General features: G+C 63.9%; 24 protein-coding genes. 8 read left to right on the forward strand and 16 right to left on the reverse strand.

Going from position 1 to position 24,921, the window contains the following annotated elements; genetic code table 11:
- Positions 1-9 precede the first annotated feature (9 nt).
- Positions 10-1,086, forward strand: coding sequence for a beta family protein (locus tag BM013_RS18000; protein WP_093128997.1), 1,077 nt, complete (start codon positions 10-12; stop codon positions 1,084-1,086).
- A 23-nt stretch (positions 1,087-1,109) separates the two neighbouring features.
- Here the strand turns inward: BM013_RS18000 and BM013_RS18005 are convergent, their stop codons facing one another.
- Positions 1,110-2,930 (reverse strand): ATP-dependent nuclease, encoded by a 1,821-nt coding sequence (locus BM013_RS18005; RefSeq protein ID WP_093128998.1) that lies wholly within the window; start codon positions 2,928-2,930, stop codon positions 1,110-1,112.
- A 214-nt stretch (positions 2,931-3,144) separates the two neighbouring features.
- On the opposite strand from BM013_RS18005, the gene BM013_RS18010 reads away from it, so the two are divergent.
- From BM013_RS18010 to BM013_RS18015, 3 genes are all read left to right on the forward strand, one after another.
- Positions 3,145-3,735: a recombinase family protein gene (locus BM013_RS18010; protein ID WP_093128999.1), complete on the forward strand. Its 591-nt coding sequence runs from the start codon at positions 3,145-3,147 to the stop codon at positions 3,733-3,735.
- A 429-nt stretch (positions 3,736-4,164) separates the two neighbouring features.
- Positions 4,165-4,779 carry a hypothetical protein gene (locus BM013_RS40535; protein ID WP_143098295.1) on the forward strand — a complete coding sequence of 205 codons (615 nt, stop codon included), beginning with the start codon at positions 4,165-4,167 and terminating at the stop codon, positions 4,777-4,779.
- Complete coding sequence (locus BM013_RS18015; protein ID WP_093129000.1) at positions 4,776-5,303, forward strand: hypothetical protein; 528 nt, start codon at positions 4,776-4,778, stop codon at positions 5,301-5,303. Before BM013_RS40535 ends, BM013_RS18015 begins: the two co-directional genes overlap by 4 nt.
- A gap of 128 nt (positions 5,304-5,431) precedes the next feature.
- Here BM013_RS18015 and BM013_RS18020 read toward each other — a convergent pair whose 3' ends face one another.
- The 4 genes from BM013_RS18020 to moaC form a co-directional block, all read right to left on the reverse strand.
- A complete protein-coding gene (locus tag BM013_RS18020; protein ID WP_143098296.1) occupies positions 5,432-7,267 on the reverse strand; it encodes a hypothetical protein in 1,836 nt (611 codons plus the stop codon).
- Positions 7,264-7,866, reverse strand: coding sequence for a hypothetical protein (locus BM013_RS40540; protein WP_143098297.1), 603 nt, complete (start codon positions 7,864-7,866; stop codon positions 7,264-7,266). The genes BM013_RS18020 and BM013_RS40540 overlap by 4 nt, the downstream gene beginning before the upstream one ends.
- A 355-nt stretch (positions 7,867-8,221) precedes the next feature.
- Entirely contained in the window at positions 8,222-9,205 is a 984-nt protein-coding gene (locus BM013_RS18025) for a site-specific integrase (protein ID WP_093129002.1), read from the reverse strand.
- Between the two features lie 108 nt (positions 9,206-9,313).
- Positions 9,314-9,796 carry a cyclic pyranopterin monophosphate synthase MoaC gene (gene moaC, locus BM013_RS18030; RefSeq protein ID WP_093129003.1) on the reverse strand — a complete coding sequence of 161 codons (483 nt, stop codon included), beginning with the start codon at positions 9,794-9,796 and terminating at the stop codon, positions 9,314-9,316.
- Positions 9,797-9,851: 55 nt separating this feature from the next.
- On the opposite strand from moaC, the gene BM013_RS18035 reads away from it, so the two are divergent.
- Positions 9,852-11,414 carry a M48 family metalloprotease gene (locus BM013_RS18035; protein WP_093129004.1) on the forward strand — a complete coding sequence of 521 codons (1,563 nt, stop codon included), beginning with the start codon at positions 9,852-9,854 and terminating at the stop codon, positions 11,412-11,414.
- 15 nt (positions 11,415-11,429) lie between these two features.
- On the opposite strand, the gene BM013_RS18040 is transcribed toward BM013_RS18035, so the two are convergent.
- From BM013_RS18040 to BM013_RS18050, 3 genes are all read right to left on the reverse strand, one after another.
- On the reverse strand, positions 11,430-11,783 hold the full coding sequence (locus tag BM013_RS18040; RefSeq protein ID WP_093129005.1) for a phage holin family protein: 354 nt from the start codon (positions 11,781-11,783) through the stop codon (positions 11,430-11,432).
- Positions 11,784-11,903: 120 nt separating this feature from the next.
- Positions 11,904-12,368: a hypothetical protein gene (locus tag BM013_RS18045; RefSeq protein ID WP_093129006.1), complete on the reverse strand. Its 465-nt coding sequence runs from the start codon at positions 12,366-12,368 to the stop codon at positions 11,904-11,906.
- Between the two features lie 72 nt (positions 12,369-12,440).
- Positions 12,441-13,187 carry a TerC family protein gene (locus tag BM013_RS18050; protein ID WP_093129007.1) on the reverse strand — a complete coding sequence of 249 codons (747 nt, stop codon included), beginning with the start codon at positions 13,185-13,187 and terminating at the stop codon, positions 12,441-12,443.
- A gap of 489 nt (positions 13,188-13,676) precedes the next feature.
- Here BM013_RS18050 and BM013_RS18055 point away from each other — a divergent pair, with 489 nt between their 5' ends.
- Together BM013_RS18055 and BM013_RS18060 are read left to right on the forward strand one after the other, a co-directional pair.
- Entirely contained in the window at positions 13,677-14,156 is a 480-nt protein-coding gene (locus BM013_RS18055; protein WP_093129008.1) for a DUF3717 domain-containing protein, read from the forward strand.
- 2 nt (positions 14,157-14,158) lie between these two features.
- Entirely contained in the window at positions 14,159-14,464 is a 306-nt protein-coding gene (locus BM013_RS18060; protein ID WP_093129009.1) for a putative signal transducing protein, read from the forward strand.
- A gap of 10 nt (positions 14,465-14,474) precedes the next feature.
- On the opposite strand, the gene BM013_RS18065 is transcribed toward BM013_RS18060, so the two are convergent.
- The 4 genes from BM013_RS18065 to purB all read right to left on the reverse strand — a co-directional run bounded on the left by BM013_RS18065 (position 14,475) and on the right by purB (position 19,943).
- Entirely contained in the window at positions 14,475-15,035 is a 561-nt protein-coding gene (locus BM013_RS18065; protein ID WP_093129010.1) for a YaeQ family protein, read from the reverse strand.
- 56 nt (positions 15,036-15,091) lie between these two features.
- Positions 15,092-17,272 carry a TonB-dependent receptor family protein gene (locus BM013_RS18070; protein WP_218153664.1) on the reverse strand — a complete coding sequence of 727 codons (2,181 nt, stop codon included), beginning with the start codon at positions 17,270-17,272 and terminating at the stop codon, positions 15,092-15,094.
- Positions 17,273-17,284: 12 nt separating this feature from the next.
- Positions 17,285-18,433 (reverse strand): PepSY-associated TM helix domain-containing protein, encoded by a 1,149-nt coding sequence (locus tag BM013_RS18075; RefSeq protein WP_093129011.1) that lies wholly within the window; start codon positions 18,431-18,433, stop codon positions 17,285-17,287.
- 130 nt (positions 18,434-18,563) lie between these two features.
- Entirely contained in the window at positions 18,564-19,943 is a 1,380-nt protein-coding gene (gene purB, locus BM013_RS18080) for an adenylosuccinate lyase (protein ID WP_093129012.1), read from the reverse strand.
- A 132-nt stretch (positions 19,944-20,075) separates the two neighbouring features.
- On the opposite strand from purB, the gene BM013_RS18085 reads away from it, so the two are divergent.
- Positions 20,076-20,687, forward strand: coding sequence for a glutathione S-transferase N-terminal domain-containing protein (locus BM013_RS18085; protein WP_093129013.1), 612 nt, complete (start codon positions 20,076-20,078; stop codon positions 20,685-20,687).
- Between the two features lie 57 nt (positions 20,688-20,744).
- On the opposite strand, the gene BM013_RS18090 is transcribed toward BM013_RS18085, so the two are convergent.
- Genes BM013_RS18090 through BM013_RS18105 form a run of 4 tightly spaced genes read right to left on the reverse strand, consistent with a single transcriptional unit; the run spans position 20,745 to position 24,913 of the window.
- The gene (locus tag BM013_RS18090) at positions 20,745-21,539 is read right to left on the reverse strand and encodes an SDR family NAD(P)-dependent oxidoreductase (RefSeq protein ID WP_093129014.1); all 795 of its coding nucleotides are present in this window, start codon (positions 21,537-21,539) and stop codon (positions 20,745-20,747) included.
- Entirely contained in the window at positions 21,536-22,900 is a 1,365-nt protein-coding gene (locus BM013_RS18095) for an MFS transporter (RefSeq protein WP_371280324.1), read from the reverse strand. Before BM013_RS18095 ends, BM013_RS18090 begins: the two co-directional genes overlap by 4 nt.
- Before the next feature lie 16 nt (positions 22,901-22,916).
- Positions 22,917-24,131: an SAM-dependent methyltransferase gene (locus BM013_RS18100; RefSeq protein WP_093129016.1), complete on the reverse strand. Its 1,215-nt coding sequence runs from the start codon at positions 24,129-24,131 to the stop codon at positions 22,917-22,919.
- Entirely contained in the window at positions 24,128-24,913 is a 786-nt protein-coding gene (locus BM013_RS18105) for a DUF1365 domain-containing protein (RefSeq protein ID WP_177225504.1), read from the reverse strand. The genes BM013_RS18100 and BM013_RS18105 overlap by 4 nt, the downstream gene beginning before the upstream one ends.
- Positions 24,914-24,921: the final 8 nt, after the last annotated feature.

Genomic DNA, 24,921 nt, shown 5'->3' on the forward strand with positions numbered 1-24,921 from the left:
GGAGTTGCCATGAACGACGTTTTTTATTCGCCTTTCTTCAAAACCAAACGCGGTGAAGCTAAGGCTCTGGCTCACCTGGATGACGAGGTGAAAAGTCTTGTGAGGCCATTCTTTGACGTGCTTGCGCTTGAATCGGGGGTGACAGCAGCGCCTGACGTCGAGAAGCACCTATTGAAGCAAACTCGGATGATTGCGCTTGCTTGGGCGAATCAGGGCCCTTGCTATGTGGACCTTTTTGATGTGAATCCGGCTGCGCGAGCTATCAATGGTGTCCACCCTCTTGCATTGGTGATGAGCAATTTGCACGCAGCAAAGGTGACACCCATACCTGTTTTTGGGTTGGAGCGCGATGTTCCGTACCAACTCGCTCTTCGTGCAGAGATTGCAAATTTGCCTCCCCCGGCTATCGCGGTAAGGCTAGAGGCAGAAGATTTGGTCTTACCCGATGGCTTGGCAGAAAGAATCTCTCGAATCGGCGATGTGATCGGCGCGAGAGGGATTCCGCTTCATGTGGTGATGGACTTTAGATCGTTCCACTGGCGACGAGGAAATATCGAAGATGTTGTTGCGGATGCGCTGACTGCAATTCGGCAGTTGAAGCCCGCAAAGATAATTTTTGCCGGTTCAAGTATGGTTGCGAGCATGGGCTCATTCAAAAAGAATACGATTAATCGAATTCCGCGGGAAGAGTATTTGGCTTGGAAGAATATCGTCGACGCGGGAAATGCTGACGTGGCTTTTGGGGACTATGGCGTCGTTCACCCTGACTACGTAGATCTTGATCCGCGATTTATCAAACCCTCGGCGAAGATCAGGTATTCAACGCCGACTGGATGGGTGGTGGTGAAAGGCACGAGTTGGCGCGACGACACTTCTCAGCATCACCGCTTAGCCGCCGCCTTAATTAAGGCTCCAGAATTTCTTGGAATCGACTGCTGGGGTGTGAGGTATATAAAATCTTCAGCGGACGGACGGCCTAGCTACGGGACGCTGGAAACATGGGTAACTGTTGACCAAAACACCCACATAACTGTGACGGCCTTCGAAATTATGGTCGCCCTTGGTCGTGCGTATGTGCGGCAATAAAGGCTCGACAGGCACTAGGCGCCTCAATCCGTCGCCATCTTGACTGCGTCGCGAAATTCGACACCGCTCAATTCATCCGCCGCCCAAAGACTGCGAACCATTTCTTCAAGCAGCTCTGGCTCGTGGGCAAGTTTATGAAGCTTGTTAGCGAGCGTTGTGCGACGGACTGCCAGAGCGGGGGGCTGTTTGAGCTTGCCGTGTTGCATAAGCAGAGATTCAATAATATCCTCGGCCTGCGGGGTGCCTAGTAATAATGCTTCAGGAGTGTCGCTCCAAAGCTGAATCCCTACAGGCTGCAGCAAACTCCTAATTACTCGCTTACGTTTGGATTTTACCGCTGCCTTGAGTTTGGAAAAGCTCGCAGTGTTTAGTGCTTTGCTCTTCAGTAGGTGTTTTCCTAATGCCGAATGTGAAAAGTCAGGGGTAAAGGGTGCAATCGGCTGCGATAGTTCATTAATCAAAGAGTCGACCGCTTTTTGTGCAGTTGTTTTTTTGTTTCCAACGGAGCTCAATGACGAGAGTATGTTGGTTAGTTCAATTAAGTGGTCTGCTCTCTTTTGAGCCGTGACTACACTTTTAAACGCTGGGCTACGAGTGTCGTGAGTGGCATCCCAGTCTACAAAGGCGAACCAATTAGCACCAAGTTCTTGCAGCAAGGAGCACAAATCTAGTGCGGGTTCTTTGCCCCCCGCAGCCACAATCAGAACGTCTTGCCTTTCCGCTGAGATTCCGTCGTAGCATTCGATGAGGGTTCTAAGTGTAATAACATCGTTGGCACCTTCAACAATGACGACCTTTCTGCTGAGTAGCGCTTCTGCTGGTCTCAGCCCATATTTGCCTAGTGCCACTCTTATCTGATAGTCGGTCCGTTGGAGATTTCGTGGTCGCAGTGCAGTAGTTCGGTCTTTTTTTGATTGCAGCGCCAATACCGAGCTGATCGGAAATTGATTTAATAGGTACGGTGAGTGGGTGGTAATGAAGGATTGCGTATCGCCGGTAGCGCAGCTTTTTAGGTCATCCGCAATGGCAGTAAGTGAGGTCGGGTGCAAATGATTGTCCGGTTCTTCGAAAAGATAGAGAACATACTTTCCACTGGAAGTGCCTAACTGCCTGTAAAGGCTCAGTATGACCGAGCTTTGATGCCCAGTCCCTAGCTTATCAAGGCTCAGCGTGCGTTGATTTACTTTGAACTTAATTCCGGCGAGTGGAAGCAGCAAATTTAAATTAAGTGCGTCCGCGTCGATCAAAAGATTATCGACGTTCAGAATTGTCTTTGCGGTTGCTTGGGCTGGAAGCAGGTAGTTTTGCCCGTTCGCAACAATGGCTTGTTTGAAGGCGTTGTTTAAGTTGTTTAGTGAAGTGGGGCCGCGTGCTTTACGAATTACAGCTGCAAGCGCCTCCCGAAATGGGTCCAAACCTCCGGCCGACAGGTCTCGAATCGGCGGAACGTGCACGACTAAGATTGATTGAAGAAATAGAAAGCGGCGTTCAGTTGTGAGCAAAACACCGTTTAGGTATGCATCAAGTTTTCCGTTGCGCTTGAATTGAACTAAATAGGTAAACGGCTCTGCCGCCTTAAGATCAAGGTCCTGCCTTAAACGAGAGTTAGGCGAATCAAATGTTAGTTTCACCCGCGCAACCTCATTTGGGCTGTTGGCAGTGTTGCTCAGATTCAGCCCTACCTTTTCAGGGTCATGATGCGCCATAAAAGCCAGTTTTAATGCCCTCAGTACGTTTGACTTGCCGCAGCTGTTGGGGCCGCAAATCACTGTCAGGGGACCGCTGGAAAATTGAAGATCGGTGATCGATCTAAATTTCTTGATTTCTATGGATGTGATGCGCATCTTGTCGTCCGTTAGCCATTTGTCACAAATTGTGCTCTAGTGGTTATGGACTAGCTATGGGGTTGCTACGGTATCCAGGACAGACCGCTATATGGGCAAACGTCCCAAAACGACCGGTTGCGGACACCCATCTTTAGCATGTCCATAACCTAGGGTTGAACAACTTTCGGACTTGTGTGACTATCGGACTACCTTTTCGTACAGGAGTCGTCCTATGTCCCGAGTCTTTGCCTACTGTCGCGTCAGCACCTTCGACCAAACAACCGACAACCAGATTCGAGAAATCGACGCTGCAGGTTTCAAGGTCACGCCACAGCGCACGATTGCAGAGACCGTCTCGGGAAGTGTGCCGACCGCCGACCGCAAGGGCTTCTCGCAGTTAGTCAACAAACTGGAGGCTGGTGACGTGCTCGTGGTCACGAAGCTGGATCGCCTTGGACGGAACGCCATGGATGTGCGGGCTACCGTCGAGGCGCTTACGGGCCTTGGCGTGCGGGTGCATTGCCTTGCTCTAGGTGGCGTGGACCTGACCAGCGCGGCGGGCAAGATGACCATGGGTGTGCTGGCCGCCGTGGCGGAATTTGAACGGGACCTACTCATCGAGCGGACGCAATCGGGGTTGGCACGCGCGAGGGCCGCTGGGAAGCCGATGGGGCGGCCGCAGGCTATCGTTGGTGCCGATGCAGTTGCTGCACGAGAAAAGCTTTCTGCGGGGCTCTCAGTGGCCTCCGTAGCTCGCGAGTTCAAAACGAGTCGGCAGACGATCATGCGGCTGCGCGACCGCGTTGAACAGGCAGTGGCCTAGCAAGTAGAGCCTTCGGCGCGAAGCCCGTGATTCTGCGGGCTCTGCGCGGCACAGAATGTTGATCAAGGCCCCCCCATGGGGGGCTATGCCTGCATGCGTCTTCGCAGGTGCCCCCTCGAAATAGCAGACAATTTTTGTAGTTCGAGCATGTGCATCATGGATGCTGGGTGTCTGGACAGTTGAGGTCACACCGAGAACCGCTCCGCGCCCGGCGTAAGCACTACCCCGGTATGTGCGCATGACCTGACGCAGACACATCGGGGAAAAGTCTGCAAGCCCCCGCGTTGCCGCAGTACAACCTGCTCCATTGATTGCCCTAGCCAGATCTGCGACGCTACGCACTCCTAGTCGCACCACCGTTCTGCAGCCCGAAAGAGCTTGCAGCAACGCGGTGCGATTTTCTTTGGGCGTTTGAATTTGGAGGTCAGGATGATCGAAGAGCTTGAAGCGGAAGCCATAGCGCAACTGGTCGAGGAGGAGTGCGGCGGAGTGCGAGGAATGGCAATGCTCAATCATCAAGGCATGGTCATTGAGGTTCGAGCACGGCGCAGGAAAGAGGGCGCGGCGGTTTTGGGGTACCGCTATGACGGCGTGCGGCTTGAGCGGGCCACATTGCTTTTGCTCATCTGCCCCGAGGAAGCATGCGAGCGAAGCCAAGCGGTCAAGCAACAATGGCAAACCCATAGGCCAGTTCCGCCAGCGCTGCAGAGACGTACACGCTCGTCATTGAAAGTTGCTCCGAGCGTTGAAGGAGCCCGACTGTTCGAGGAGGTATTGGTGGACAGCGGGGCGGAGCCTTGCATCGCGCGGCCTGCCTCGTTTAACTGCCACGTTGCTTGCCCCGTCAATGCTCACAAGCCTGCGACGTTGCGCAAGTCAGGGTGGGACCTGTTCCGAAACGGAAAGTATGTTGCTGGCGGCGTGGTGCGAAGGCCGGAAACCGGTGAGTCATCGCCGCGCTTTTCTTCCATAAGGGATGCAACGCACTGGCTCGCACAGAGCATTTCTACAACGGAGCAATACCATGGAACCTGCCGCTCATGAATAAGTTCGGCAGGGTGCTGAAGTCCGTATGCGTGTTCTGGTGCATGGCGGCAGTTGGCAACGGCGTGCTCAGCGCGATCGCCGGTCGCCCATCAAGAGTCATGATGCATGTGCTCCTACTCGCCCTAGGGGTCATAGTTTTCCTGATTGGAAGTTGGCTGAGCAAGCGATCTTCGGAAAGAACGGTGAGAGCTGTCAAAGCTCGATGGTGGCAATCAGACTACGGCTTCAGGCTAGCAATATTCCTGAGCATCTCGTGGATGGTCGGGTCATTTCTTTGGCAGGAAAGCTACGACCGCAATTACTCAGTTGTTCTTGGTCCAGCGATATTTCTGATTGCCATGTACTTCGCGTACAAGCTCTTTGTCGCGCCTCGACCGGCGAACGGGGAGGGGCATGAAGAAATCCTAGACTCTGCGCCAGCAGCCGTTGAAACGGATGTTGCAGTTCAGCACTTGGAGACCAGTTCTGTAGATCGTCAGCGGGCAATGGACGACCTCATCAAGCGAATGAACGCCAAGTAGTCTCGACGGGGCGCAAATAAGAAAGATGCGGGCCCATCTGCCGCCCGGAATCTGCCGTCCCCGCAGTCCCGCCCAAAAAGAACGGGGGGCTTCTCATAAGAAAGTCTATTGAGAGAACCCCCCTTCTTTTAGCTGATAGCCCGACGCACCAACGACCGCCCGACTTCTTCCCAGCGGAAGCCGGTCCCCCGGGTCAGCTCCCGCATAGTCAGCAGCACCAGTGCCTGCTGCATTGCCTCAGCTTTGGCGTCCTTGCGGAGGTCTAATCCAATGCTAGCGAAGATCGATTGCTTACTCACCGGTTTCGGGCTCTCGGGCAAGCTCAGTACATGCTGAACGATCTGATCCGCTGCGGCTTCGGCCCGGGTAGGTTCCTTCACGGCAGCCGTTTGCCATTGCAGACCGGGCATTGCCTTCTCCAGGAGCGGTTGCAGGTCATCGAGAGCGATGATGTGTGCTGTCATGGGGTGAGCTTTGCCCTCTGCATCCGTCAATCGCATGCACCCTCGATTTATCGCCTGCATTGCTTCGCCAGCAATGACTGATCGTTCTAGGCCGAGCAGCCCAAGCTTGTTCCGTCGATGCGTAAGATCTCGAGTTTGCGCTGCGAGTTGAGACGCTGTCGCTAGCAATGGCAAGCGGAGTAGACCGACAAGGACAACATGCTTGCAGTGCGTGTACGAGTTGTCCGAAGTATGTCGGCCCCAAGTGATTACCCTCCGCGATGCCGCTTCTGCCGAGACACCTGCTGCCTGCAATTCCCTCCTGAGCTTGCGTTCAAGATCATCTTTGTAGGTGACGAAGAGAACGGGTTCATCGTGCGGGAGTTCCTTGGCGATGCGGACTGCTTCAAGAATCGCTCTACCTTCCGTCCTCATGGCGTCTCGCCCTGACGGTATCGGATAGTGCTTGACCTTGACGGCGCCGAAGTCCTTGAAGTTCGTCATGGCTTCAGTCGTCCCAGATCGAATGGTCGGGTCCGCCTGTCTGAGTTCGTCAATGGCATGCGAGGCATCAAGGATGGCGATGTTCGATAGCTCATCGGGCACCCTGACCACATAGCGCATGAGCCCTGCGGAGTTCCCGTTGCGGGCGTCAACGATGCTGATCGGGTATCGCAAGAGCCTAATTCCGGCGAGAGCCTGCTCTCGGAGCTTCCGTCCGGTCTCGGCCAAGTACCCTGTGCTCTTCAGCTCGACTTCCAAGGGGGCTGTTTCTTCTTCAGTTATTAGCGGTGCAATCTCCCGAGCATCCTGTCCGGCCTGCTGCCTTGCATGCTCCTGCTCAGTGGCGTCCCGTAGTCGCGCGTGAACCTTGGCAACAGCGGAGCATCGCTCAGCAAAGTGTCCCAGCGATGTACGCGTTTCAGCCAAGTCGAGACAAATAGCCTCGGTGCTGATTAGCGCCTCATCCCAGACCACAAGGTCATGCAGTTCGCCGCGTCTATTCCGGCAGCACTCGGGCAAAGAGCCATCCCGTTGAAGGCGGGCGTGTGTCGCAAGCATGATCGGCCGTTTATCGCTCCCCGTATTTGGGTACTCAGCGTCAGACAGGCTATGAATGATGCCGACTACGTGCTCAGGAATGGCTGAGTCCAGTAGCTGCCGCTTGATGCTGCAAAGCGCGGACACTTGTTGAGCAACCACGAGCACCGTCTTGCCCCCGAGCACCTGAAGCTCAAACATAGCAAGCAGAAGAGCCACTACGGCCTGAGTCTTACCGCCACCACACGGCACGGCGTAGGCGTAGCGCCCGGGGCTGACACCGTAGAGTTGATCCACCATAGCCCGCAGCAGTTGCCATCCGGCATGCTGATGCTCAGGGCTGGGCTGATTGCCATTCTTACGAAGCGAGGACAGCCAACGCGCGTGCGCCAGTTGGACGAGTTCTTCGGATGCAGGGAGCGGCCCAGCCCGAACGTCGGCGACGTCGGCAATGCCCGGGTCGAAGGGACCGCGCTTCATGCTTGCCCGCCCAGAGCGGCGCGATATGCGGCCACGCGAGGCGCTGCCGCGCGAACTGCCATTTCTCCGACGTTGACCCGATCATCAATAGAAGCCGAGCCAACTGACGTGGCTACAGCAGCGATCACCCGCCCCCGCTCATCGCGGGAAAGTATGGGAGCCTGCGGGCAGGTGCGACCGCTGAAGCCCATCACCTTACCGCCCTTGGCTTTGAGGATTAGGTTTTCCCTCGTGAGGTCGTTGCGGTCGCCGTTTCGGTAACGAACAGTCTCGCCTTTGTGGGCGTCCAAGATGATTCGTGCGAGGGGGCTGATCTTGTCTCCGTGGTTGATGCTCGGGTAGCAGTTGTTCCCCGTGACCTTGCGTTGCGTCCAGCGCCCACTCCAGCCTGCCGCTTGCATGAGGGAGTAGTCCCGCTCTTCGACAAGCACGACAGAGCCGTCCTGCAGCACCACACCGATAACGCCGTGGCTGATGGGATAAAAATCGTTGATGCGACCAAGGCGTGGGAGCCTCTGCGTGTCTTGAGGTGTGTAAGGACTGGTCGCATTGCCATACCAGCGGGGAGTGGGCGCCGAAGGCGTGGAGTTGGAGTTCATGTAGGTCTTTCGTGCGCCCACGGCTGCGCCTGCCGGGAAGGGCATGCGGTTTCGCGAGCGAGGGGGGGAGCGTTAGCTCAGAGCCGCAGGTTCGGGCTAGAGCAGGTGACGCGTGAGCACGTTAGTGCCTGGAATGCCAAGAGGACCTTGGCGTGAAGACAAGAAAGGTCGCACTCTTCAACAGCAGAGCGCTGCCGCGAAGCGCGACTTTCCTTGCGTAAGATAGGTACCGCAACATAGAAGTCTGCAGACAGCGCACGAACCCGACATGTTGCTCGCTGAGTGTCAGGTTGTGCCTAGCGGCTGCGCCGCCTTGAGGCCTTCGTAGCCGCACGCAATGCGCAGGACCTTCGACCTAACCAAGCTTCTTGGCCAGTGCCTCGGCACTCGGGTGGTAGTAGCATTTCAGCATCTGGAGGCTGCGGTGCCCTGTCACTGCCGCGAGTTCGATGACGTTGGGCAGTTTGTCGGCCATGCGGCTTGTGGCCGTGTGTCGAAGGTCATGAAAGCGGAAACCGGGGATGTGTGCCCGCGTCGTAGCTTTCCTGAATGCTGCTGCCAGTGCCTGCGCAGATATCGAGAAAATCGGACCTTCCATATGTTGTGGCAATACCGATAGGGCTGCGACAGCGGCGCGGGATAGCGGCACGCTGCGCGGATGCCCGTTCTTCGAGATCGGCAAGTACGCGGTTTGTGCGGCGAGGTCGATGTGCTTCCATTCGAGGGCCAACAGTTCACCCCGGCGCATGGCCGTATGCAGTGCAAGCTGCACCAGCGGCAGCATGTCTGGATTGCGTCGGCCTACTGGGGCCACTGCCACCAGCAAGCGCCCTTCTTCATCAGCAGAGAGCACGCGTGTCCGGCCAGCGGGGGCAGGCGGTTTCTTTACTAGTAGGCAAGGGTTCTCGATGCCAGCACCCCATTCCCGCCGAGCGTGATTGATGACGCTGGAAAGCAGCGAAAGGTCCCGGATGACTGCTCCGGCCTTGACCTCCCTTAGCCGTTCGTCGCGGAAAGCAGCAACGACCGTAGGCGTCAGTTTCTCCAGCGCAAAGGCGGCCATCTTCGAACGCATAAGCGCCTTGATGCGGATGACCTCGTCTAGGTGTCCGCGCTTGGTCGGCGATACCTCCGCTGAATACCGGAGCAGCGCCTCGCCAAGCAGTGCCTTGTCCATGCTGGTACGCGACCGATAGCCGCCCGCGTCCATGGACGTTTCCATGTGACGCGCCCATTTCTTCGCCTCTGTTCGCGTGGCGAAGCTCTTCACTTGAGCCGGGTAGCCTTCTCGCCGCACGCGTGCTTGCCACGTGCCAAACCGTTCTCGAATCGATGCCATCTCGTGCCTTATTGGGACAGGAGTGGGACAAGAACGAGTTTTCGGCCTTTCGTCGGCTAGTCTGGTGTGCGGGTCTTGTGGTGAGGTTGGCGTTTACTTACGCCGAACTCACCCCGCCACCCAACTCCCCGACTTCCCCCCATGCTTCTCCACCACATGCACATCCGTGATCCGCATCCCCCGGTCCACTGCCTTGCACATGTCATAGATCGTCAGCAGCGCCACCTGCACCGCGGTCAGCGCTTCCATCTCCACCCCCGTCGGCCCGACGGTCTCGACCGTTGCCGTGCAAGCCACCTGCGGCGTACCACCGGCATCGGCCAAGGCAAATGCAACAGCCACCCGCGTCAGCGCCAGCGGATGGCACAGCGGAATCAGGTCGCTCGTCTTCTTCGCCGCCTGGATCCCTGCGATGCGCGCGATGCCGAGCACATCGCCTTTCTTCGCCGTCCCCGATTCGATCAGCGCCAGCGTGGCCGCCTGCATCTCGATGCGCCCCGTGGCGACGGCCACGCGGTGGGTGGCGGGCTTGCCGGCGACGTCGACCATGTGGGCCTGGCCCTGGGCGTCGAAATGGGTGAGTGTGCTCATGGGTGAACGATCGGGTGTGAAGAGGCATCATACGAGCCCGAGCCACTGACGAGGAATGCCGCGCTTGACTCCACAACGCCCCCGAAAAAGCCAGCTGACGCCCACCCTTCGTTCGCTGTGCGCTACTTTTTTGATAGCTTCGCAGCTCCTGTTGCCAACGCCCGCGCTGGCGCAGATGCAGGTGCTCCCCGGCATGGGCGACGGCGGCGAGATGACGGCCAGTGCGGAACGCCATCTCGGTGACCAGATCGCCCGCGAGCTGTACCGCGACACGGACTACATCGACGACCCGGTGATCGCCGCTTATGTGCAGGAGATCTGGCAGCGCCTGCTGGCGGCGGCGCGCACCCGCGGCGAACTCACGCCCGAGCTCGACGAACGCTTCGCCTGGACGATCCTGCTGGGCCGCGACCGCAACATCAACGCCTTCGCGCTCCCTGGCGGCTACCTGGGGCTGAACCTCGGCCTGGTGGCCGCGGTTGGCAGCCGCGACGAGCTGGCGACGGTGCTCGGGCACGAGCTGTCGCACGTCACGCAGCGCCACATCGCGCGCATCATGGACAAGCAGGGCAAGCAGATGCCGCTGATGATCGCGGGCCTGATCCTCGGGATGATCGCCGCCGGCAAGAGCCGCAGCGGCGACGCCGGCCAGGCGGTGATCATGGGCAGCCAGGCGCTCTTCGCGCAGAACCAGCTGAACTTCTCGCGCGACATGGAGCGCGAGGCCGACCGCATCGGCTTCGGCGTGATGACGCAGGCCGGCTTCGCCCCGCAGGGCGCGGCCGCGATGTTCGAGAAGCTGCAGTACGCCTCGCGCCTGAACGACAACGGCTCCTTCCCCTACCTGCGCAGCCACCCGCTGACCACCGAGCGCATCTCCGACATGCAGGGCCGCTTCCAGTTCCGCATGGACACCACGCCGCCGCTGCCGCTGGCGATGGACCACGCCATGATCGCCTCGCGCGCCCGCGTGCTGACGCGGCCCGGCGTCGACGTGCTGCGGGTGTGGGTCGATGCGGCCTCCAGCGGCGAGTTCGCCAAGAGCACGCCCGCCCAGCAGGCCGGCACGCTCTACGCGGCGGCGCTGTCGGCCAGGGAGATGCGCGACTACAAGACGGCGCGCGCGATGGTCGAGCGCCTGCTTGCGCGCGCGGCGGAGAACCCGGCCGCGGCGAAGCAGGCGCGCTGGCTCGGCGCCGAGATCGAACTCGCCGCGGGCGCCGCGCCCAAGGCGGCCGCGCTGCTCGACGCCAAGTCGAAGGAGCGCCCCGAGATGCTGCTGTCCGCCGAAGCCGCCACGGCCATGCGCCAACCGGCGCCGATGATCCCGGTGCTGCGCGACTGGGTGGCCGCGAATCCGCGCGACGCGACGGTGTGGCACGCGCTGGGCAACCTGTACGGCGCCGAGAACGACACGCTGCGCGCGGTGCGTGCCGATGCCGAGGCGAACGTCGCGATCCTCGACTACCCCGCCGCGCGCGACCGCTTCAAGGCCGCGCAGGAAATCATCCGGCAGTCGAAGGTGGTCGATCACTACGAGGCGTCGATCGTCGACACCCGCGCGCGCGCCGTGGAAGTGCTGGTGAAGGAGCAGGCGGCGGAGCCGCCGCTGAAGTAGCCGCCGGGCGCGCGCTCAGCGCTTGGACAGCAGTCCGCCCAGCGCGGACTCGATCACCAGTCCCAGCAGCGAGTACAGCAGCGAGCCGAGCAGCGCGGCCATGAAGCCGTTGACGTGGAAGCCGCCGAGCAGGCCCGACGCGGCCCAGAACAGCAGTGCGTTGATCACGAACAGGAACAGCCCGAGCGTGACGATGGTGACGGGCAGCGTCAGCACCACCAGCACCGGCCGCACGATCATGTTGAGCAGGCCGATGACCGCGGCCGCGATCAGCGCGGAGCCGAAGCTGTTGACCTGGACGCCGCTGTAGAGATAGGCCACCGCCAGCAGCGCGACGGCGCTGAGCAGCCATTTGAGGATGATGCGCATGCGGCTCAGGATACCGCAGGGCTCCCAAAACAACGAGCCCCGGCGTGTTGCCACGCCGGGGCTCGTCGAGACGGGGTTTCCTGTCTCAGGCGGGTCGCTGCGCTCACGCGCAGCACAACATCACTCCGCCAGCTCGTTCGCCATGACCAGCAGCGCGCCCATGCCCATCACGGCACCGGGAAAGGCCCAGCCCGACTGGTGGGCGGGCTTCTGGTCGGGCGTGACGGGTTCGAGGTCGACACCGATCTTCGGGCGGCGCGCATCGACCACGTGCGCTGCGGCGTGCTCGCGCTTGAGCTGCGCCGTGAGTTCGGCGAGCGGGCCCTTGGCCAGCACCGGGGTAACCTCGCCGCCGTTGCGTTCCAGCAGCGGCAGCATCTGCGCCTGCACCTTGCTGAACCACTTGGCGCGCCAGTTCTCGCGCGCGCTGTGGCTCACCCACTTGCTGATGCGATGCGTCATGCGAGGCGCACAGCACACGAGCACCCAATGGCGCGCCACCACGCTGTTCGCGTCTGGCGCAAGTTCGGCGAACTGCTCGCTGGCGTACACGGCGTCGTCGACGTAAAGAATGATCTTTTCCATGGTGTGCTCCTTCGGATAGTTAGAGTGACAGAGACTGCGCGGGGCAGGAAGTTTCCAGGGTGCGACGCCGGCTCAGCCGGTCGTCACCGCCGTTTCGGGCTTGTTGCGGGCGTTGCGTGCGGCCACCCACTTGCCCAGGGCCAGCACCAGCAGTGCACCGGCGATACCGGCGCCGTACTTGATCACGTCGGTCTGCGGCACCTTGGGCACCCAGGTCCAGGCAGCGGCGTTGGCCAGTGCCGGGTCGGACACGGCCATCGTGCCGGCGATCCAGCCGAGCAGCATGCCGCCCAGCGTGATGATCATCGGGAACTTGTCCATCAGCTTGATCACCAGCTGGCTGCCCCACACGATGATCGGGATGCTCACGAGCAGGCCGAAGATCACGAGCGGCATCTGGTGGCCTTCGCCTGCGCCTTGCGCAGCGCCGGCAATGGCGATGACGTTGTCCACGCTCATCACGAGGTCGGCAATGATCACGGTCTTGACGGCGCCCCACAGCTTGTCGCTGCCGGTGATGTTGCCGTGCGCGTCGTCATGCTCGGGGGCCAGCAGCTTCACGCCGATCCACACCAGCAGGATGGCGCCGACCAGCTTCAGGAACGGAATGGCCAGCAGCGTGAGCGCGAAGAAGATCAGGATGACGCGCAGGATGATGGCGCCGGCGGTGCCCCAAAGAATGCCCTTGGTGCGTTGTGCGGGCGGCAGCTTGCGGCAGGCCAGTGCGATGACGACGGCGTTGTCGCCACCGAGCAGGATGTCGATCATGATGATCTGACCGACAGCGACCCAGAACTCCGGGGTCATGAACAGTTCCATAGATTCCTCTTTGTCTTCGCGCCCCTGCCTCGCCCATTCAGGGGTGACGACGGAAGGCGCATACCGATGCGTTTCGATTCATCCCATGCGGGAGGGTCGAAAGCGAGGAATGAAGGCCGGGATGACACCGGGGACTCGCGAACGCTTCGACCAAACCTGCACAGGTTCAAATCGAAGGTCTCGCTCGACAGCGCCCGCGCAGGTGCGCATGCGTTGTCCGACAGGCCGGAAGTGTTTTGCTTCGTATTGACGACCTGACGATTCGCGCTGCCGTGGACAGCGGTCGGGAGCTACTCCCCTTCGTGGGCGGAATTAGAGCATCGAAGCCCGCGCAGGCGCAATCTAAAGTTTTCAGGGTCTTGAAGAGAACGCTCTGGAAACGCTGATGAACAGTGCGTGTGACGCTCTTGTTTTAATAGCAATCTTGTCCCTTCGGCGCTTCGGGACATTGCCGGACTATGATCGCCGTCCGCTGTTTTTTCACGTTCCATGGCCGCCATACACATCACCGACATCGAGGCCGCCATCAACCACTGGCGCGAGAAGACGCCTTCGCCTGACGGCGTCACGCTCGGCCCCGAATTGCGCGCGCTGGCCGAGGTCTACGCGCTCATGGTCTTCCACCACGAGGACGAGGTCGACGAGGTCGGCTTTCCCCCCAAGGCGTGGGCCGCCTGGATGGCCTGGTACGAGAGCACGCCAGACACGCCGTGCATCGCGATCTGTTCCACCAGCCAGGGCGACGACGAATGCAAGGGCTGCGGCCGCAGCTTCGACGAGGTGCAGTTGTGGCCCGCCATGACGCCGGTCGAAAAGCGCGTCACGTGGCGCCGCATCACGATGGAAGACACGGCCTGGCGCTTCAACCGCTATGCCGAACGGGCCCGCGAGGCCCGGGAAGAAGATGCGCCGGCGCCAGCTGCCGAGCCCGAGTTCGACCCCGACGACGAAAAGAACGGGGCACCCTGACCATGCGCCGCCTCGCGCAAGCGCCCAACCTCGCCATCGCGACCGTGTGGGCGCACGCGCTTCGCGAGGAGGGCGTGGCCGCCACGGTGCAGCGCGAGTTCCTCGGCGCGGTCATGGGCCAGCTGCCGCCCGACCAGTGCCTGCCCGAGATCTGGATCGACGACGAGAGCCAGTACGAGCTGGCCAAGCAGTTGCTGCACGAGTTGCAGCACCGCCCGCAGCGCAACTGGCTGTGCGTGTGCGGCGAGCAGGTCGAAGGCGGCTTCGAGCAGTGCTGGCAGTGCGGCGAAATGATGCCGGCCGCCTGACGGCCCGGGCTTACTTCCAGCGCAGCAGCTCGACGTCGATGCTGTTCGTGCCGTCGCCCAGCGTCAACGTGTTTTCCTGGATCGTCGCCTGCAGCTGCATGCTGCGCTGCGCGAGCGCGGCCAGCGCCTGCGAGGCGTTGGTCGGCACGCGGTAGACCTTGAGGTTCTGCGGCCGCGTGAGCTTGTTCTCGATGCCGCGCCACCAGATCTCGGCCGCGTGGTTGAAGCAGTAGACGATCACCTCGTCCGCCTTGCCGCAGGCCTTGATGATGGGCTTGTCTTCGGGTTGGCCGACTTCGATCCAGATCTTCACTTCGCCCGTGAAGTCGCGCAGCCAGACGTCGGGCTCGTCCACGTTGGACAGGCCCGCGCCGAAGGCCAGCGTGCCGTCGCCCTGGCAGACGTCCTGCAGCTGGTGTGCATTGAGCGCGAGCGCCACGAGCCGGATCATCATCCGTTCGTCGGTCTCGCTGGGGTGGCGCGCCAAGGTCAGCGCATGGTCGGCGTAGTAGCCGTGGTCGATGTCGGCCACCGCGAGGGTGGCCTTGAAGATGGTGGATTTGAGGGCCATGGGTGCGCGAGTTTAGGCCCGATGCCCACTCGCGCCCATTCGCGAGCCCTCTGGGGTCAGAACGCCACCGACGCCTGCAGGTACACCGTGCGCGGCTGGCCCACGTACTTGCCGCCGTTGTTGTCCACCGAGCGGTTGAAGTAGCGGCGGTCGAACAGGTTCTTCACGCCCACGGCCACCTTCAGGTTGCTCATGCTCTTGCCGAAGTCGTACGCCGCGCGCAGGTTCATCGTCGCGTAGCCCGGCACGTTGCCCAGGCGACCGGTCGAGTCTTCGATCGTCACGTACGTCGCGCCGTCGTCCGGCGAACCCGGCGAGCGCTGCTTCGACTGCGCGTACACGTCGGCATTGAAGGTCCACGGGCCGCGCTCGTAGCGCGCGCCCAGCGTGGCCACCTGGCGCGAGTAGAACGGCAGGTCGCGCCCGGCGAAGGCGCCGGCCTTCGAGATGGCCTGCGTGTACGTGTAGGTTCCGGAGACCGACAGGCCCTTGAGCGACGGACTCAGGTCGGCCAGGTCGTAGCGCAGCGCCGACTCCAGCCCGCGGTGGCGCGTGGCGCCCAGGTCGGTCCACTGGCCCACGTCGCCGGTGATGGAGCGCGCCAGCTGCAGCTCCTTGTCGAAGTTGATGTTGAACAGCGTCAGCTCGCCGCTCCAGGCCTCGCCCTTGTAGTGCGTGCCGATCTCGTAGGTCTTCGCCTTCTCGGGGTGCAGGCTGGTGGTGGACTGCGCGAGCTGGGCGTACTGCTGCGGGCCGAACGACACGCCGGCATTCGCGAACAGCGACCAGCGCTCGCTCATGCGGTAGAGCACCGACAGCGTCGGCAGCACCTCGTTGGAGTCGATCTTCGGGTAGATCGCATTGGTGATGCGGTTGTTCGCCACGGTGAACACGTCGTTGTGCGAGCGGAAGGATTCGTAGCGCACGCCGGGCGTGACCGTCCAGTTGCCGAAGTCGATCCGGTCGTCGATGTAGACGGCGTGCGCCACCGTGCCGCCCTTGCTGGTCTGGTACGGGGCCTGGGGGCGGGTGTAGGCGTTCTCGGCAGGCGACGGCGTGTAGTAGCCGGTGCGCGCCGCCACCTCGGAGGCTTCTTCCCGGAGGTAGCGCAGGCCCACGCTGACTTCCTGCACCACGCTGCCCGAATCGAACAGGCGCGAGTAGCGGGGCTCCACGGCAAAGGTCTTGTAGTTGCGCGGCGCGGTGGTCAGGCGGCGCTTGCCGGCGCTGGTGCCGGTGCCTTCCTGCTCGAGGTAGCTGCTGCGGTACGAGTCCGTGTAGTAGCTCAGCATCTCGAACTTGTTCACGCCGTCGTTGTGCGTGTACTTGAGCGAGCCGTCGGTGCGGCGGCCCGTGAACTCGTCGAAGGGGCGGTCCGACTGGAACGGGTTGGCCGCGAACTGCGCCGTCGTCAGGCCGCCGGGCATGGTGCCCTTGCCCTCGAAGTGATGCAGCGTGATCGCGACGTCGTCGGTCTTCGAGATGCGGTAGGCGCCCTTGAGCATCAGGTCGTCGATGCTGGTGTGGTCGTTGCTCTGCCGGAAGCCGTCGCCGTGCGTGCCCGAGTACAGCAGCGCGAGGCCCAGCCCGTTCTCGCTGGTGCCGCCGATGAACAGGTTGGGCGTGGTCTTGAGGCCGCCGCCATGGCTGGCGCTTTCGACGCCCACGCTGGCTTCGGCCGTAAATTGCCTGGGGATCGCGCGCGACACGAAGTTGATGATGCCGCCCACGTTCTGGGGGCCGTAGCGCACCGAGCCCGCGCCGCGTACCACGTCGACCGCCTCGAGGTTGCCCAGCGACAGCGGCGCCAGCGACAGCTGCGGCTGGCCGTAGGGCGCGTACGCCAGCGGCACGCCGTCCAGCAGGATGGTCGAGCGCGGCGACAGGCGTGAGGTCAGGCCCCGCACGCCCACGTTCAGCGAGATGTCGCTGCCGCCGGTGCCGTTGCTCTCCTGCACCTGCACGCCGGGCACCTGGCGCAGCACGTCGCGCACGCTGGACGAGCCGCTTTCCTGGATCTGCTTGCGCTCGATGATGGTCCGCGCGCCGGCGTGCTCGAGCACCTTGGTTTCGCTGGGGCTGCCGAGCCAGTCGCCGGTGACGGTGATGGCCTCGAGCGATTTCGATGGGTCGGCCGCGGGCTGCGCCTCGGCGGCGAAGCCCTGCAGGCTCAGGGGAAGCAGCGCCAGGGCCAAGGCCGTGCGCCGGTGTCGGTGTCGGTGTTTGTGCGAGATCAAGGAAACCCTCTTTTATGTTGTCGAGCGAATGTGTTGTCGTGTCTGCGCGCGCCGCCGCTCGGCGCGCCGGCGCCACCAGAGCCACACGCCGCTCAGGCCCAGCCCGCCCAGCGCCAGCCCCAGCACCACGGTGAGTGCCTGGTGCAGCAGGCCGCCCAGCACGCCGGTGTGCAGTGGATAGATCACCGCCACCACGCCGTTGCCGGTGTCGAGGTCCTGCCACTTGCGCGCGGCGAGCACCTCGCCGGTCACCGGGTTGAGCCACACCGAGCCGATGCCGTTCGGGTGCGGGTCGTCGGCGAGCCGGAAGCGCACGCGCATCGGCCGGCCGGCCTTGCCGGGCACCTGGATGTAGCCGATGGGCTGGCCCGGGTAGGCTTGCTGCGCGCGGGCCACGAGGTCGTCCAGCGGCAGGCGCGGGCCGGTGGCGGCGCCCTTGGCGATGACTGGTGGCTTCACCGGCTGCTGCCCGGCCACGCCGGAGATGAAATTGCCCAGCGGCCGCCACGCCATGTAGGCGCCCGTGGCCACCGGCACCGCAATCAGCAGCCCGAGCACCGCGCCACCCGTGCGGTGCAGGTCGAACAGCCCGCGCAGCAGGCCGCGGTCGAGCACGATGCGCAGCGACGGCGGCCAGCGCGCCGGCCACCACAGCACCACGCCCGTGACCAGCAGGAACAGGTAGGCCAGCGCCACGAAGGCCAGGATGCCCTTGCCCGTGCCGTCCAGCAGCAGGCTGCTGTGCAGCTCGAAGAGCAGGTTGTAGGCGCCCTCGTGCGTGCCGCGCCGGCCCTGCTCCGCGCCGGTGGCGGGGTCGAGGTACAGCGTGCCCTCCCACTTGCCCCGCACCAGCACCCAGAGCGTGTCGGAGGCCTGGCGCGGCGGGCGCAGCGTGAAATTGGCGTCGGGGCCGAACTCTGCGGCCAGCCGCTGGCGCAGCGGCTCCAGCAGCGGTGCGGGCCGTGTGGCCGCGGCGCCGTCACCCGCGGCGCCGTTACCCGCGGAACGGGCGACGAAGAGGTCTTCGTGCGTGTAGCGGTCGAGCGGCAACGCCACCACCAGCACCGCGCCAAGCAGTGCCGTGAGGGCGAGGACCGGGCCGAGCGTGAGGCCGGTCCAGCGGTGAATCCTGAGCCAGAAGCGTCTCGAAGGCGCGCGCATGACCAACTAAGGGACGGCGAGTCCCTGGGGCGTGTTGCTGGCTGGCGCTCGCGCGGGCGTTGGCTGGAAAGGTGTGCGGCCGACGTGAAACAGCCGCCCTCAGGCGGCTGGTGTATCGGTACACGAAGCCTTAAATTCTACTGGCGAGTTCCGCGGCCTTGCCCACGTAGCTGGCCGGCGTCATGGCCAGGAGGCGGGCTTTTTCCTCGTCCGGAATCTCCAGCGAGCGGATCAGCCCATGCAGCGCCTCGGCCGTCACGGTCTTGCCGCGCGTCACTTCCTTGAGCTGTTCGTAGGCGCCCTGCACGCCGAAACGGCGCATCACGGTCTGGATCGGCTCGGCCAGCACTTCCCACGAGGCGTTGAGGTCTTCGGCCAGCGCTTCCTCGTTGAGTTCCAGCTTGCCCAGGCCGGTGGCCAGGCTCGCATAGGCCAGCGCGGCGTAGCCGAAGGCCACGCCGATGTTGCGCAGCACCGTGCTGTCGGTCAGGTCGCGCTGCCAGCGGCTGATGGGCAGCTTCTCGCTCAGGTGGCGCAGCACCGCGTTGGCCAGGCCCAGGTTGCCTTCGGCGTTCTCGAAGTCGATCGGGTTGACCTTGTGCGGCATCGTCGAGGAGCCGATCTCGCCCTTCTTCAGGCGCTGCTTGAAGTAGCCCAGGCTCACGTAGCCCCAGATGTCGCGCGAGAAGTCGACCAGGATCGTGTTGGCGCGGGCCACCGCGTCGAACAGTTCGGCCATGTAGTCGTGCGGCTCGATCTGGATGCTGTACGGCTGGAAGCTCAGGCCCAGGCCCAGCGGCGCGGGCGTCTCGATGACCTTCTTGCTGAAGGCTTCCCAGTCGAAGTCGGGCCAGGCGGCCAGGTGGGCGTTGTAGTTGCCGACCGCGCCGTTCATCTTGCCAAGCAACTGCACCGACGCGATCTGCGCGCGGGCCTTCGACAGGCGCACCGCCACGTTGGCGATTTCCTTGCCCACCGTGGTCGGGCTGGCGGTCTGGCCGTGCGTGCGCGAGAGCATCGACACGTTGGCGAACTGGTGCGCCATTTCGCGCAGCTTGGCGATCAGCCCGTCGATGGCCGGCAGCATCACCTTTTCGCGCGCGGCCTGGATCTGCAGGGCGTGGCTGGTGTTGTTGATGTCTTCGCTGGTGCAGGCGAAGTGCACGAACTCGGCGGCGGCCAGCAGCTCGGGCCGGGCTTCGAACTTGGACTTGATCCAGTACTCGACGGCCTTCACGTCGTGGTTGGTGGTCTTCTCGATCTCCTTGATGGCCAGGGCGTCGGCCTCGGAGAAGTGGGAGACGAGGCCCATCAGGTACTTGCGGGCGCCGCCCGTGAGGGGCTTGAATTCGGCGAAGCCGCAGTCGGACAGCGCAATGAACCACGCCACCTCGACTTGCACGCGCCGGTGCATATAGCCCTGCTCGCTCATCAGCGGGCGAAGCGCCGCGAGTTTGGCCGCATAGCGGCCGTCAAGGGGGGAGAGGGCGGAAACGGTGGAAAAGCTCATGCCTCAATTTTAGGCGGCCGGCGGTCCGTGGGGCGGTACCGACACATTGGGTACTGTTTTGGGGCTCCGGTTTTCCCGTTCACCTAAAATGACTATTAACAAACGTAGCCATTGCTTAGGGAGAGAGCCTTCATGAAACTGATCGGATCCGCCGCCAGCCCGTATGTGCGCAAGGTGCGCGTGGTGCTGGCCGAAAAGCGGCTCGATTACCAGTTCGTGATCGAAGACGTCTGGTCTGCCGACACCACGATCTCGAGCTCGAACCCGCTCGGAAAAGTGCCTTGCCTGATCATGGAAGGCGGCGAGGCGATGTTCGACTCGCGCGTGATCGTCGAGTACCTCGACACCCTGTCGCCCGTCGGCAAGCTGATTCCGCAACAGGGCCGCGAGCGCGCCGAGGTCAAGACCTGGGAAGCGCTGGCCGACGGCGTCATGGACGCCGGCGTGCTCTGGCGCCTGGAAGCCACCTGGACCGGCCGCAACGACGGCGAGCGCAGCGCCGCCTGGATCGAGCGCCAGCGCGCCAAGGTGGAAGACGGCGTTGCCGCCATGGCCAAGGGCCTGGCCGACAAGCCCTTCTGCAGCGGCATCCACCTGAGCCTGTCGGACATCGCGGTGGGTTGCACGCTCGGCTGGCTGAACCTGCGCTTCCCCGAAATCGACTGGCGCGGCGACCACAGCAACCTGGCGAAGCTGTACGACAAGCTGATGCTTCGGCCCAGCTTCATCGATACGAAGCCGTGAAACCGTGAAGCCATGAAAAAAGCGCCGCAAGGCGCTTTTTTCATTTCAGGGCTCGGCTCAAAGCCCCGTGAACCGCGCTACCGCCGGAAAGTACAGCCGGTAGGGCAGCAGCCGCATCAGCTTCATCCAGAAGGTGAAGCGGCGCGGAAAGTGGATCTCGAAATCGCCCCGGCGCCAGCCTTCGAGCATCGCCTCGGCCGCCTTGTCGGGTGTGATCAGCGCCGGCATTTTGAAATCGTTCTTCGCCGTGAGCGCCGTGTCGACGAAGCCCGGCTGCACCAGGCTCACGCCGATGCCGCGCGCGTGCAGGTCGATGTACAGCACCTCCGCCAGGTTGGTCAGCGCCGCCTTGGTCGGCCCGTAGGCCAGGCTCTTGGGCAGCCCGCGGAAGCCGGCCACGCTGCCCGTGATGGCGATGTGCCCCGCGCCGCGCGCCACGAAACCGGGCAGCACCATCGCCAGCACGTTGAGCGCGCCGACGTAGTTGACCTGCTGGTGCGCCAGCATCGTCTCGAGCGCGAAGGCGTCCGCGCGCAGCGCGTCGTAGGTGGCGGCGTTGTGCAGCACGAAGTCGACCGTGCCCGTGGCCGCGAGCAACCGTGCGTGCGCGGCGGCCACCGCCGCGGCGTCGCGCACGTCCAGCGGCAGCACGATCACGCGCGGCGGCTGGCCGGCCTCGTTGTACGGCGCCGCCAGTTCCTCGAGCGCCTCGCCGTTGCGCGCCGACACCGCCACCCGCGCGCCGCGTGCCAGCAGCGCCAGCGCCGTGGCGCGGCCGATGCCGGAGGAGGCGCCGACGATCCACGCCGTCTTGCCGTGCCAGTCGGTCAGCGGCGGATTGAGTGGTTTCAAGGAGAGACTTTCGGAATCGGCAACGGCGCGGCAGCAGCCGACGCAGCGGCAGCCGCGGGCCGGATCACCAGCGCCCACAGCGCCAGCCCCGCCGCCACCTTGAGCACGCAGGGCAGCAGGCAGTAGGCCAGCGAGAGCGCCTGCAGCGCGGTGCCGTCGCGCGCGCCGGGCGCGTAGCCCGCCAGCCCGAGCAGCGGCAGCGCCAGGCCTGCGGCCAGCGCGAGGTTGAGCTTGGTCGCGAAGTTCCACCAGCCGAAGTAGGCGCCGGCGTGCGGCTGGTCGCCGGCCTCGGCGATGAGGCCGGCCAGCAGGGCGCCCGGCAGCACCAGGTCGGAGCCGATGGCAAAACCGGAGAGCGCGCAAACGATGAGAAACGGCACCGCGTCGCCCGCGCCCATGGCGCCGGCCCAGGCGAACACCGCCACCGACATGCACATGCCGCCCAGCCAGCACCGCGCCAGCCCGAAGCGCCGCACGAGCCGCAGCCAGGCCGGAATCGACACCGCCGCCATCACGAAGTAGAGCCCGAGGAAGGCCGGCTCCAGCGAGGCCGGCGCCTGCAGCCGGTCTTGCACGAAGAACAGCACCAGCGTGGCCGGCACCGCGCTCGCGATGCCGTTGAGCACGAACACCGCCAGCAGCCGGCGGAACGCGGGGCGGCGCAGCGGCAGGCGCAGGTCGACCGGCACATGGAGGGCCTTGTCGTCGCGCGCCGGGCGCGGCGCGCGCGTCCACAGCAGCCATCCGACGACCAGCAGCACGCCGAACACCGCGACCATCGCGGGCAGCCCCGCCACCGTCGGAATGACCGAGGCCAGCACCACGCCCACCAGCCCCATGCCTTCGCGCCAGCCGACGATGCGCCCGCGCTGCAGCGCGTCGCCGCCGAGCATGGCGCCCCATGACTGGTGCGCGATGCTCAGCATGCTGTAGCCCGCGTAGGTCAGCGCCAGCAGCACGGCCGCCGCCGCCAGCAGCGCGCCGTGGTGCACAGGGTCGACCAGCAGCTGCGGAAAGAACAGCAAGGCGAACCCGAGCAGCAGCAAGCCTGCCGCCACGGCACCGGCGCCCAGCACCGCCCGCGGCGAGCGCGCATGCAGCCGGTCGCTGAGCCGCCCGAGCAGCGGGTCGGTCAGCGCATCGAGCAGCCGCGCGCCGAGCAGCACCGCGCCCAGCGTGGCCAGCGGCACGCCGAAGGCGCGCGCGTAGTGGTTGGGCAGCAGCACGTACAGCGGCAACGCGACGAACGCGAGCGGCAGGCCGAGCAGCCCGTAGCGCAGGCCGTCGAGGGTTCCGAAGGAAGGCGCGGAAGGCGTGGGCGGGGCGGAGGACGCGGAGGGGGAAGACGGCACGGAAGGCACGGAAGACCGCGCGTTTCTAGCGCTTGCGCAGCGTGTACTGCACCACGTCGATGTTGGCCTGCGAGAACGCCGCCTCGCAGTAGGCCAGGTAGAACTCCCAGATGCGCATGAAGCGCTCGTCGAAGCCCTGCTGCAGGATGTGGCCGCGCTGCGCCAGGAAGCTCTCGCGCCAGCGGCGCAGCGTCTCCGCGTAGTCGGTGCCGAAGGCGAACTCGTCCACCACCTCAAGCCCCGCGGCCTCGGCCTCGCGGCGGAACTCACGCGGGCACGGCAGGCAGCCGCCCGGGAAGATGTACTGCTGGATGAAGTCGGTCGAGTCGATGTAGCGGTCGAACAGCTGGTCGTCGATCACGATGCTCTGCACGCAGGCGCGCCCGCCCGGCTTGAGCAGCCGGCTCACGCTCTGGAAGTAGGTCGGCCAGTATTCGCGGCCCACGGCCTCCACCATTTCGATGGAGCAGATGGCGTCGAAGGGCGCGTCGGCAATGTCGCGGTAGTCCTGCAGGCGCAGGTCGGTGCCCATGCCGGCGGTGCGTTGCCGGGCGAAGGCGAGCTGCTCGGTCGACAGCGTCACGCCGGTCACCGAGGCGCCGAAGTCGGTGGCGGCCATCTCGGCCAGCGCGCCCCAGCCGCAGCCGATCTCCAGCACGCGGTCGCCGGGCTGCACGCCCGCCAGCTCGAGCGCGCGGCGCACCTTGGCACGCTGCGCCTCGGGCATCGGCCTGGACAGGTCGCCCTCGAACCAGGCCGACGAATAGTTCATCGTCTCGTCGAGCCAGAGCTTGTAGAAGGCATTGCCCAGGTCGTAGTGCGCGTGGATGTTGCGCGAGCTGCCGGCCTTGCTGTTGCGGTTCATCACGTGCCGCACGCGGTACAGCAGGCGGCCGAACCAGCTGCCGTACACCACGTCCTCGATGGCGCGGCGGTTGGCGATGAACACCTTCAGCAGCTCGGTGAGGTTGGGCGTGGTCCAGTCGCCGGCGATGTAGCTCTCGGCGAAGCCGATGTCGCCCGACTTGAGCGCGGCCTTGCAGGCGTTCCAGTTGCGCAGCGTGAGCGAGGCCGTCGGGCCGCTGCCCGGCGTGGCGCCGAAGTGGCGCACCGAGTCGTCGGGCAGGCGCACGGTGAGCGACCCGTAGGCCAGCCGCTGCAGCAGGCCGAGCACGGTGCGCGCGGCGCCGGGTGCGTCCTGCGGGAGCGAAAAGCGGGAGGCCGTGGTCGTAGAAGTCATGGATTCGCCTGCTGCTGGTTGTCGCGTGAAACGAAATGGGTGGGCGGCGCCGGCTTGGCGACGAAGGGCACGCGCTTGAGCCAGAGCCGGGCGGCCTGCCAGTGGATGCGCGCGATCAGCCCGAAGGTCATGGCGGGGTAGCGCCACAGGGCGCGCCGCACGCTGGCCGCGCTCATCGGCACGAGTTCGCCGCTCACGCTGGTCTGCAGCAGCGGGCCCTCGGCGTCGTCGTGGTCGATGCGCACCACGGTGCGCGTGAGGTCGGCGTCGACGAAGAAGCGGAAGCGATAGCCGCCGGCGACTTCGCAGAACGGCGAGACGTGAAAGGCCTTGGTTGCCTTGAGCTCGGCGCCGTACACGGGGCGATCGAGCAGGTAGCAGTGGCGTTCGCCGAAGGTGTTGTTCACCTCGACCACGATGGCGCGCAGCACGCCTTCGGGTGTGTGGCAGTACCAGAAGCTCACCGGCTTGAAGGTGTAGCCGAACACGCGCGGATAGCAGTGCAGCCAGGCCTCGCCGGTGGCGTCGTGGATCCGGTGGGCCGCCAGCAGCTCGTCGAGCCAGGCCAGCGCGCCGCCTCGTTCGCTCGCGCGGCCGTCGCCGTGGTCGACATCGTGGAAGGACAGCGCGGCGCGGCGGTTGAGCGCCACCGCGTCGCTGCCGCGGGCCCGCAGCGCGCGCATCGGCAGCATCAGGAAGTAGGTCGGGTAGACGAAGGCGTTGCGCGCCGGGCGCAGGCGCGTGTGGCGCACCTCGCCAAAGCCCATCAGCGGGGTCGGCATCGGCTGCG

This window comes from Variovorax sp. OK605, assembly GCF_900115445.1.
Lineage (GTDB): Bacteria > Pseudomonadota > Gammaproteobacteria > Burkholderiales > Burkholderiaceae_C > Variovorax.

What these genes read in the sequence shown, in the direction of transcription:
- BM013_RS18000 (WP_093128997.1), top strand. Translation starts at nt 10, where the DNA reads ATGAACGACGTTTTTTATTCGCCTTTCTTCAAAACCAAACGCGGTGAA.
- BM013_RS18005 (WP_093128998.1), bottom strand. Translation starts at nt 2,930, where the DNA reads ATGCGCATCACATCCATAGAAATCAAGAAATTTAGATCGATCACCGAT.
- BM013_RS18010 (WP_093128999.1), top strand. Translation starts at nt 3,145, where the DNA reads ATGTCCCGAGTCTTTGCCTACTGTCGCGTCAGCACCTTCGACCAAACA.
- BM013_RS40535 (WP_143098295.1), top strand. Translation starts at nt 4,165, where the DNA reads ATGATCGAAGAGCTTGAAGCGGAAGCCATAGCGCAACTGGTCGAGGAG.
- BM013_RS18015 (WP_093129000.1), top strand. Translation starts at nt 4,776, where the DNA reads ATGAATAAGTTCGGCAGGGTGCTGAAGTCCGTATGCGTGTTCTGGTGC.
- BM013_RS18020 (WP_143098296.1), bottom strand. Translation starts at nt 7,267, where the DNA reads ATGAAGCGCGGTCCCTTCGACCCGGGCATTGCCGACGTCGCCGACGTT.
- BM013_RS40540 (WP_143098297.1), bottom strand. Translation starts at nt 7,866, where the DNA reads ATGAACTCCAACTCCACGCCTTCGGCGCCCACTCCCCGCTGGTATGGC.
- BM013_RS18025 (WP_093129002.1), bottom strand. Translation starts at nt 9,205, where the DNA reads ATGGCATCGATTCGAGAACGGTTTGGCACGTGGCAAGCACGCGTGCGG.
- moaC (WP_093129003.1), bottom strand. Translation starts at nt 9,796, where the DNA reads ATGAGCACACTCACCCATTTCGACGCCCAGGGCCAGGCCCACATGGTC.
- BM013_RS18035 (WP_093129004.1), top strand. Translation starts at nt 9,852, where the DNA reads ATGCCGCGCTTGACTCCACAACGCCCCCGAAAAAGCCAGCTGACGCCC.
- BM013_RS18040 (WP_093129005.1), bottom strand. Translation starts at nt 11,783, where the DNA reads ATGCGCATCATCCTCAAATGGCTGCTCAGCGCCGTCGCGCTGCTGGCG.
- BM013_RS18045 (WP_093129006.1), bottom strand. Translation starts at nt 12,368, where the DNA reads ATGGAAAAGATCATTCTTTACGTCGACGACGCCGTGTACGCCAGCGAG.
- BM013_RS18050 (WP_093129007.1), bottom strand. Translation starts at nt 13,187, where the DNA reads ATGGAACTGTTCATGACCCCGGAGTTCTGGGTCGCTGTCGGTCAGATC.
- BM013_RS18055 (WP_093129008.1), top strand. Translation starts at nt 13,677, where the DNA reads ATGGCCGCCATACACATCACCGACATCGAGGCCGCCATCAACCACTGG.
- BM013_RS18060 (WP_093129009.1), top strand. Translation starts at nt 14,159, where the DNA reads ATGCGCCGCCTCGCGCAAGCGCCCAACCTCGCCATCGCGACCGTGTGG.
- BM013_RS18065 (WP_093129010.1), bottom strand. Translation starts at nt 15,035, where the DNA reads ATGGCCCTCAAATCCACCATCTTCAAGGCCACCCTCGCGGTGGCCGAC.
- BM013_RS18075 (WP_093129011.1), bottom strand. Translation starts at nt 18,433, where the DNA reads ATGCGCGCGCCTTCGAGACGCTTCTGGCTCAGGATTCACCGCTGGACC.
- purB (WP_093129012.1), bottom strand. Translation starts at nt 19,943, where the DNA reads ATGAGCTTTTCCACCGTTTCCGCCCTCTCCCCCCTTGACGGCCGCTAT.
- BM013_RS18085 (WP_093129013.1), top strand. Translation starts at nt 20,076, where the DNA reads ATGAAACTGATCGGATCCGCCGCCAGCCCGTATGTGCGCAAGGTGCGC.
- BM013_RS18100 (WP_093129016.1), bottom strand. Translation starts at nt 24,131, where the DNA reads ATGACTTCTACGACCACGGCCTCCCGCTTTTCGCTCCCGCAGGACGCA.
- BM013_RS18105 (WP_177225504.1), bottom strand. Translation starts at nt 24,913, where the DNA reads ATGCCGACCCCGCTGATGGGCTTTGGCGAGGTGCGCCACACGCGCCTG.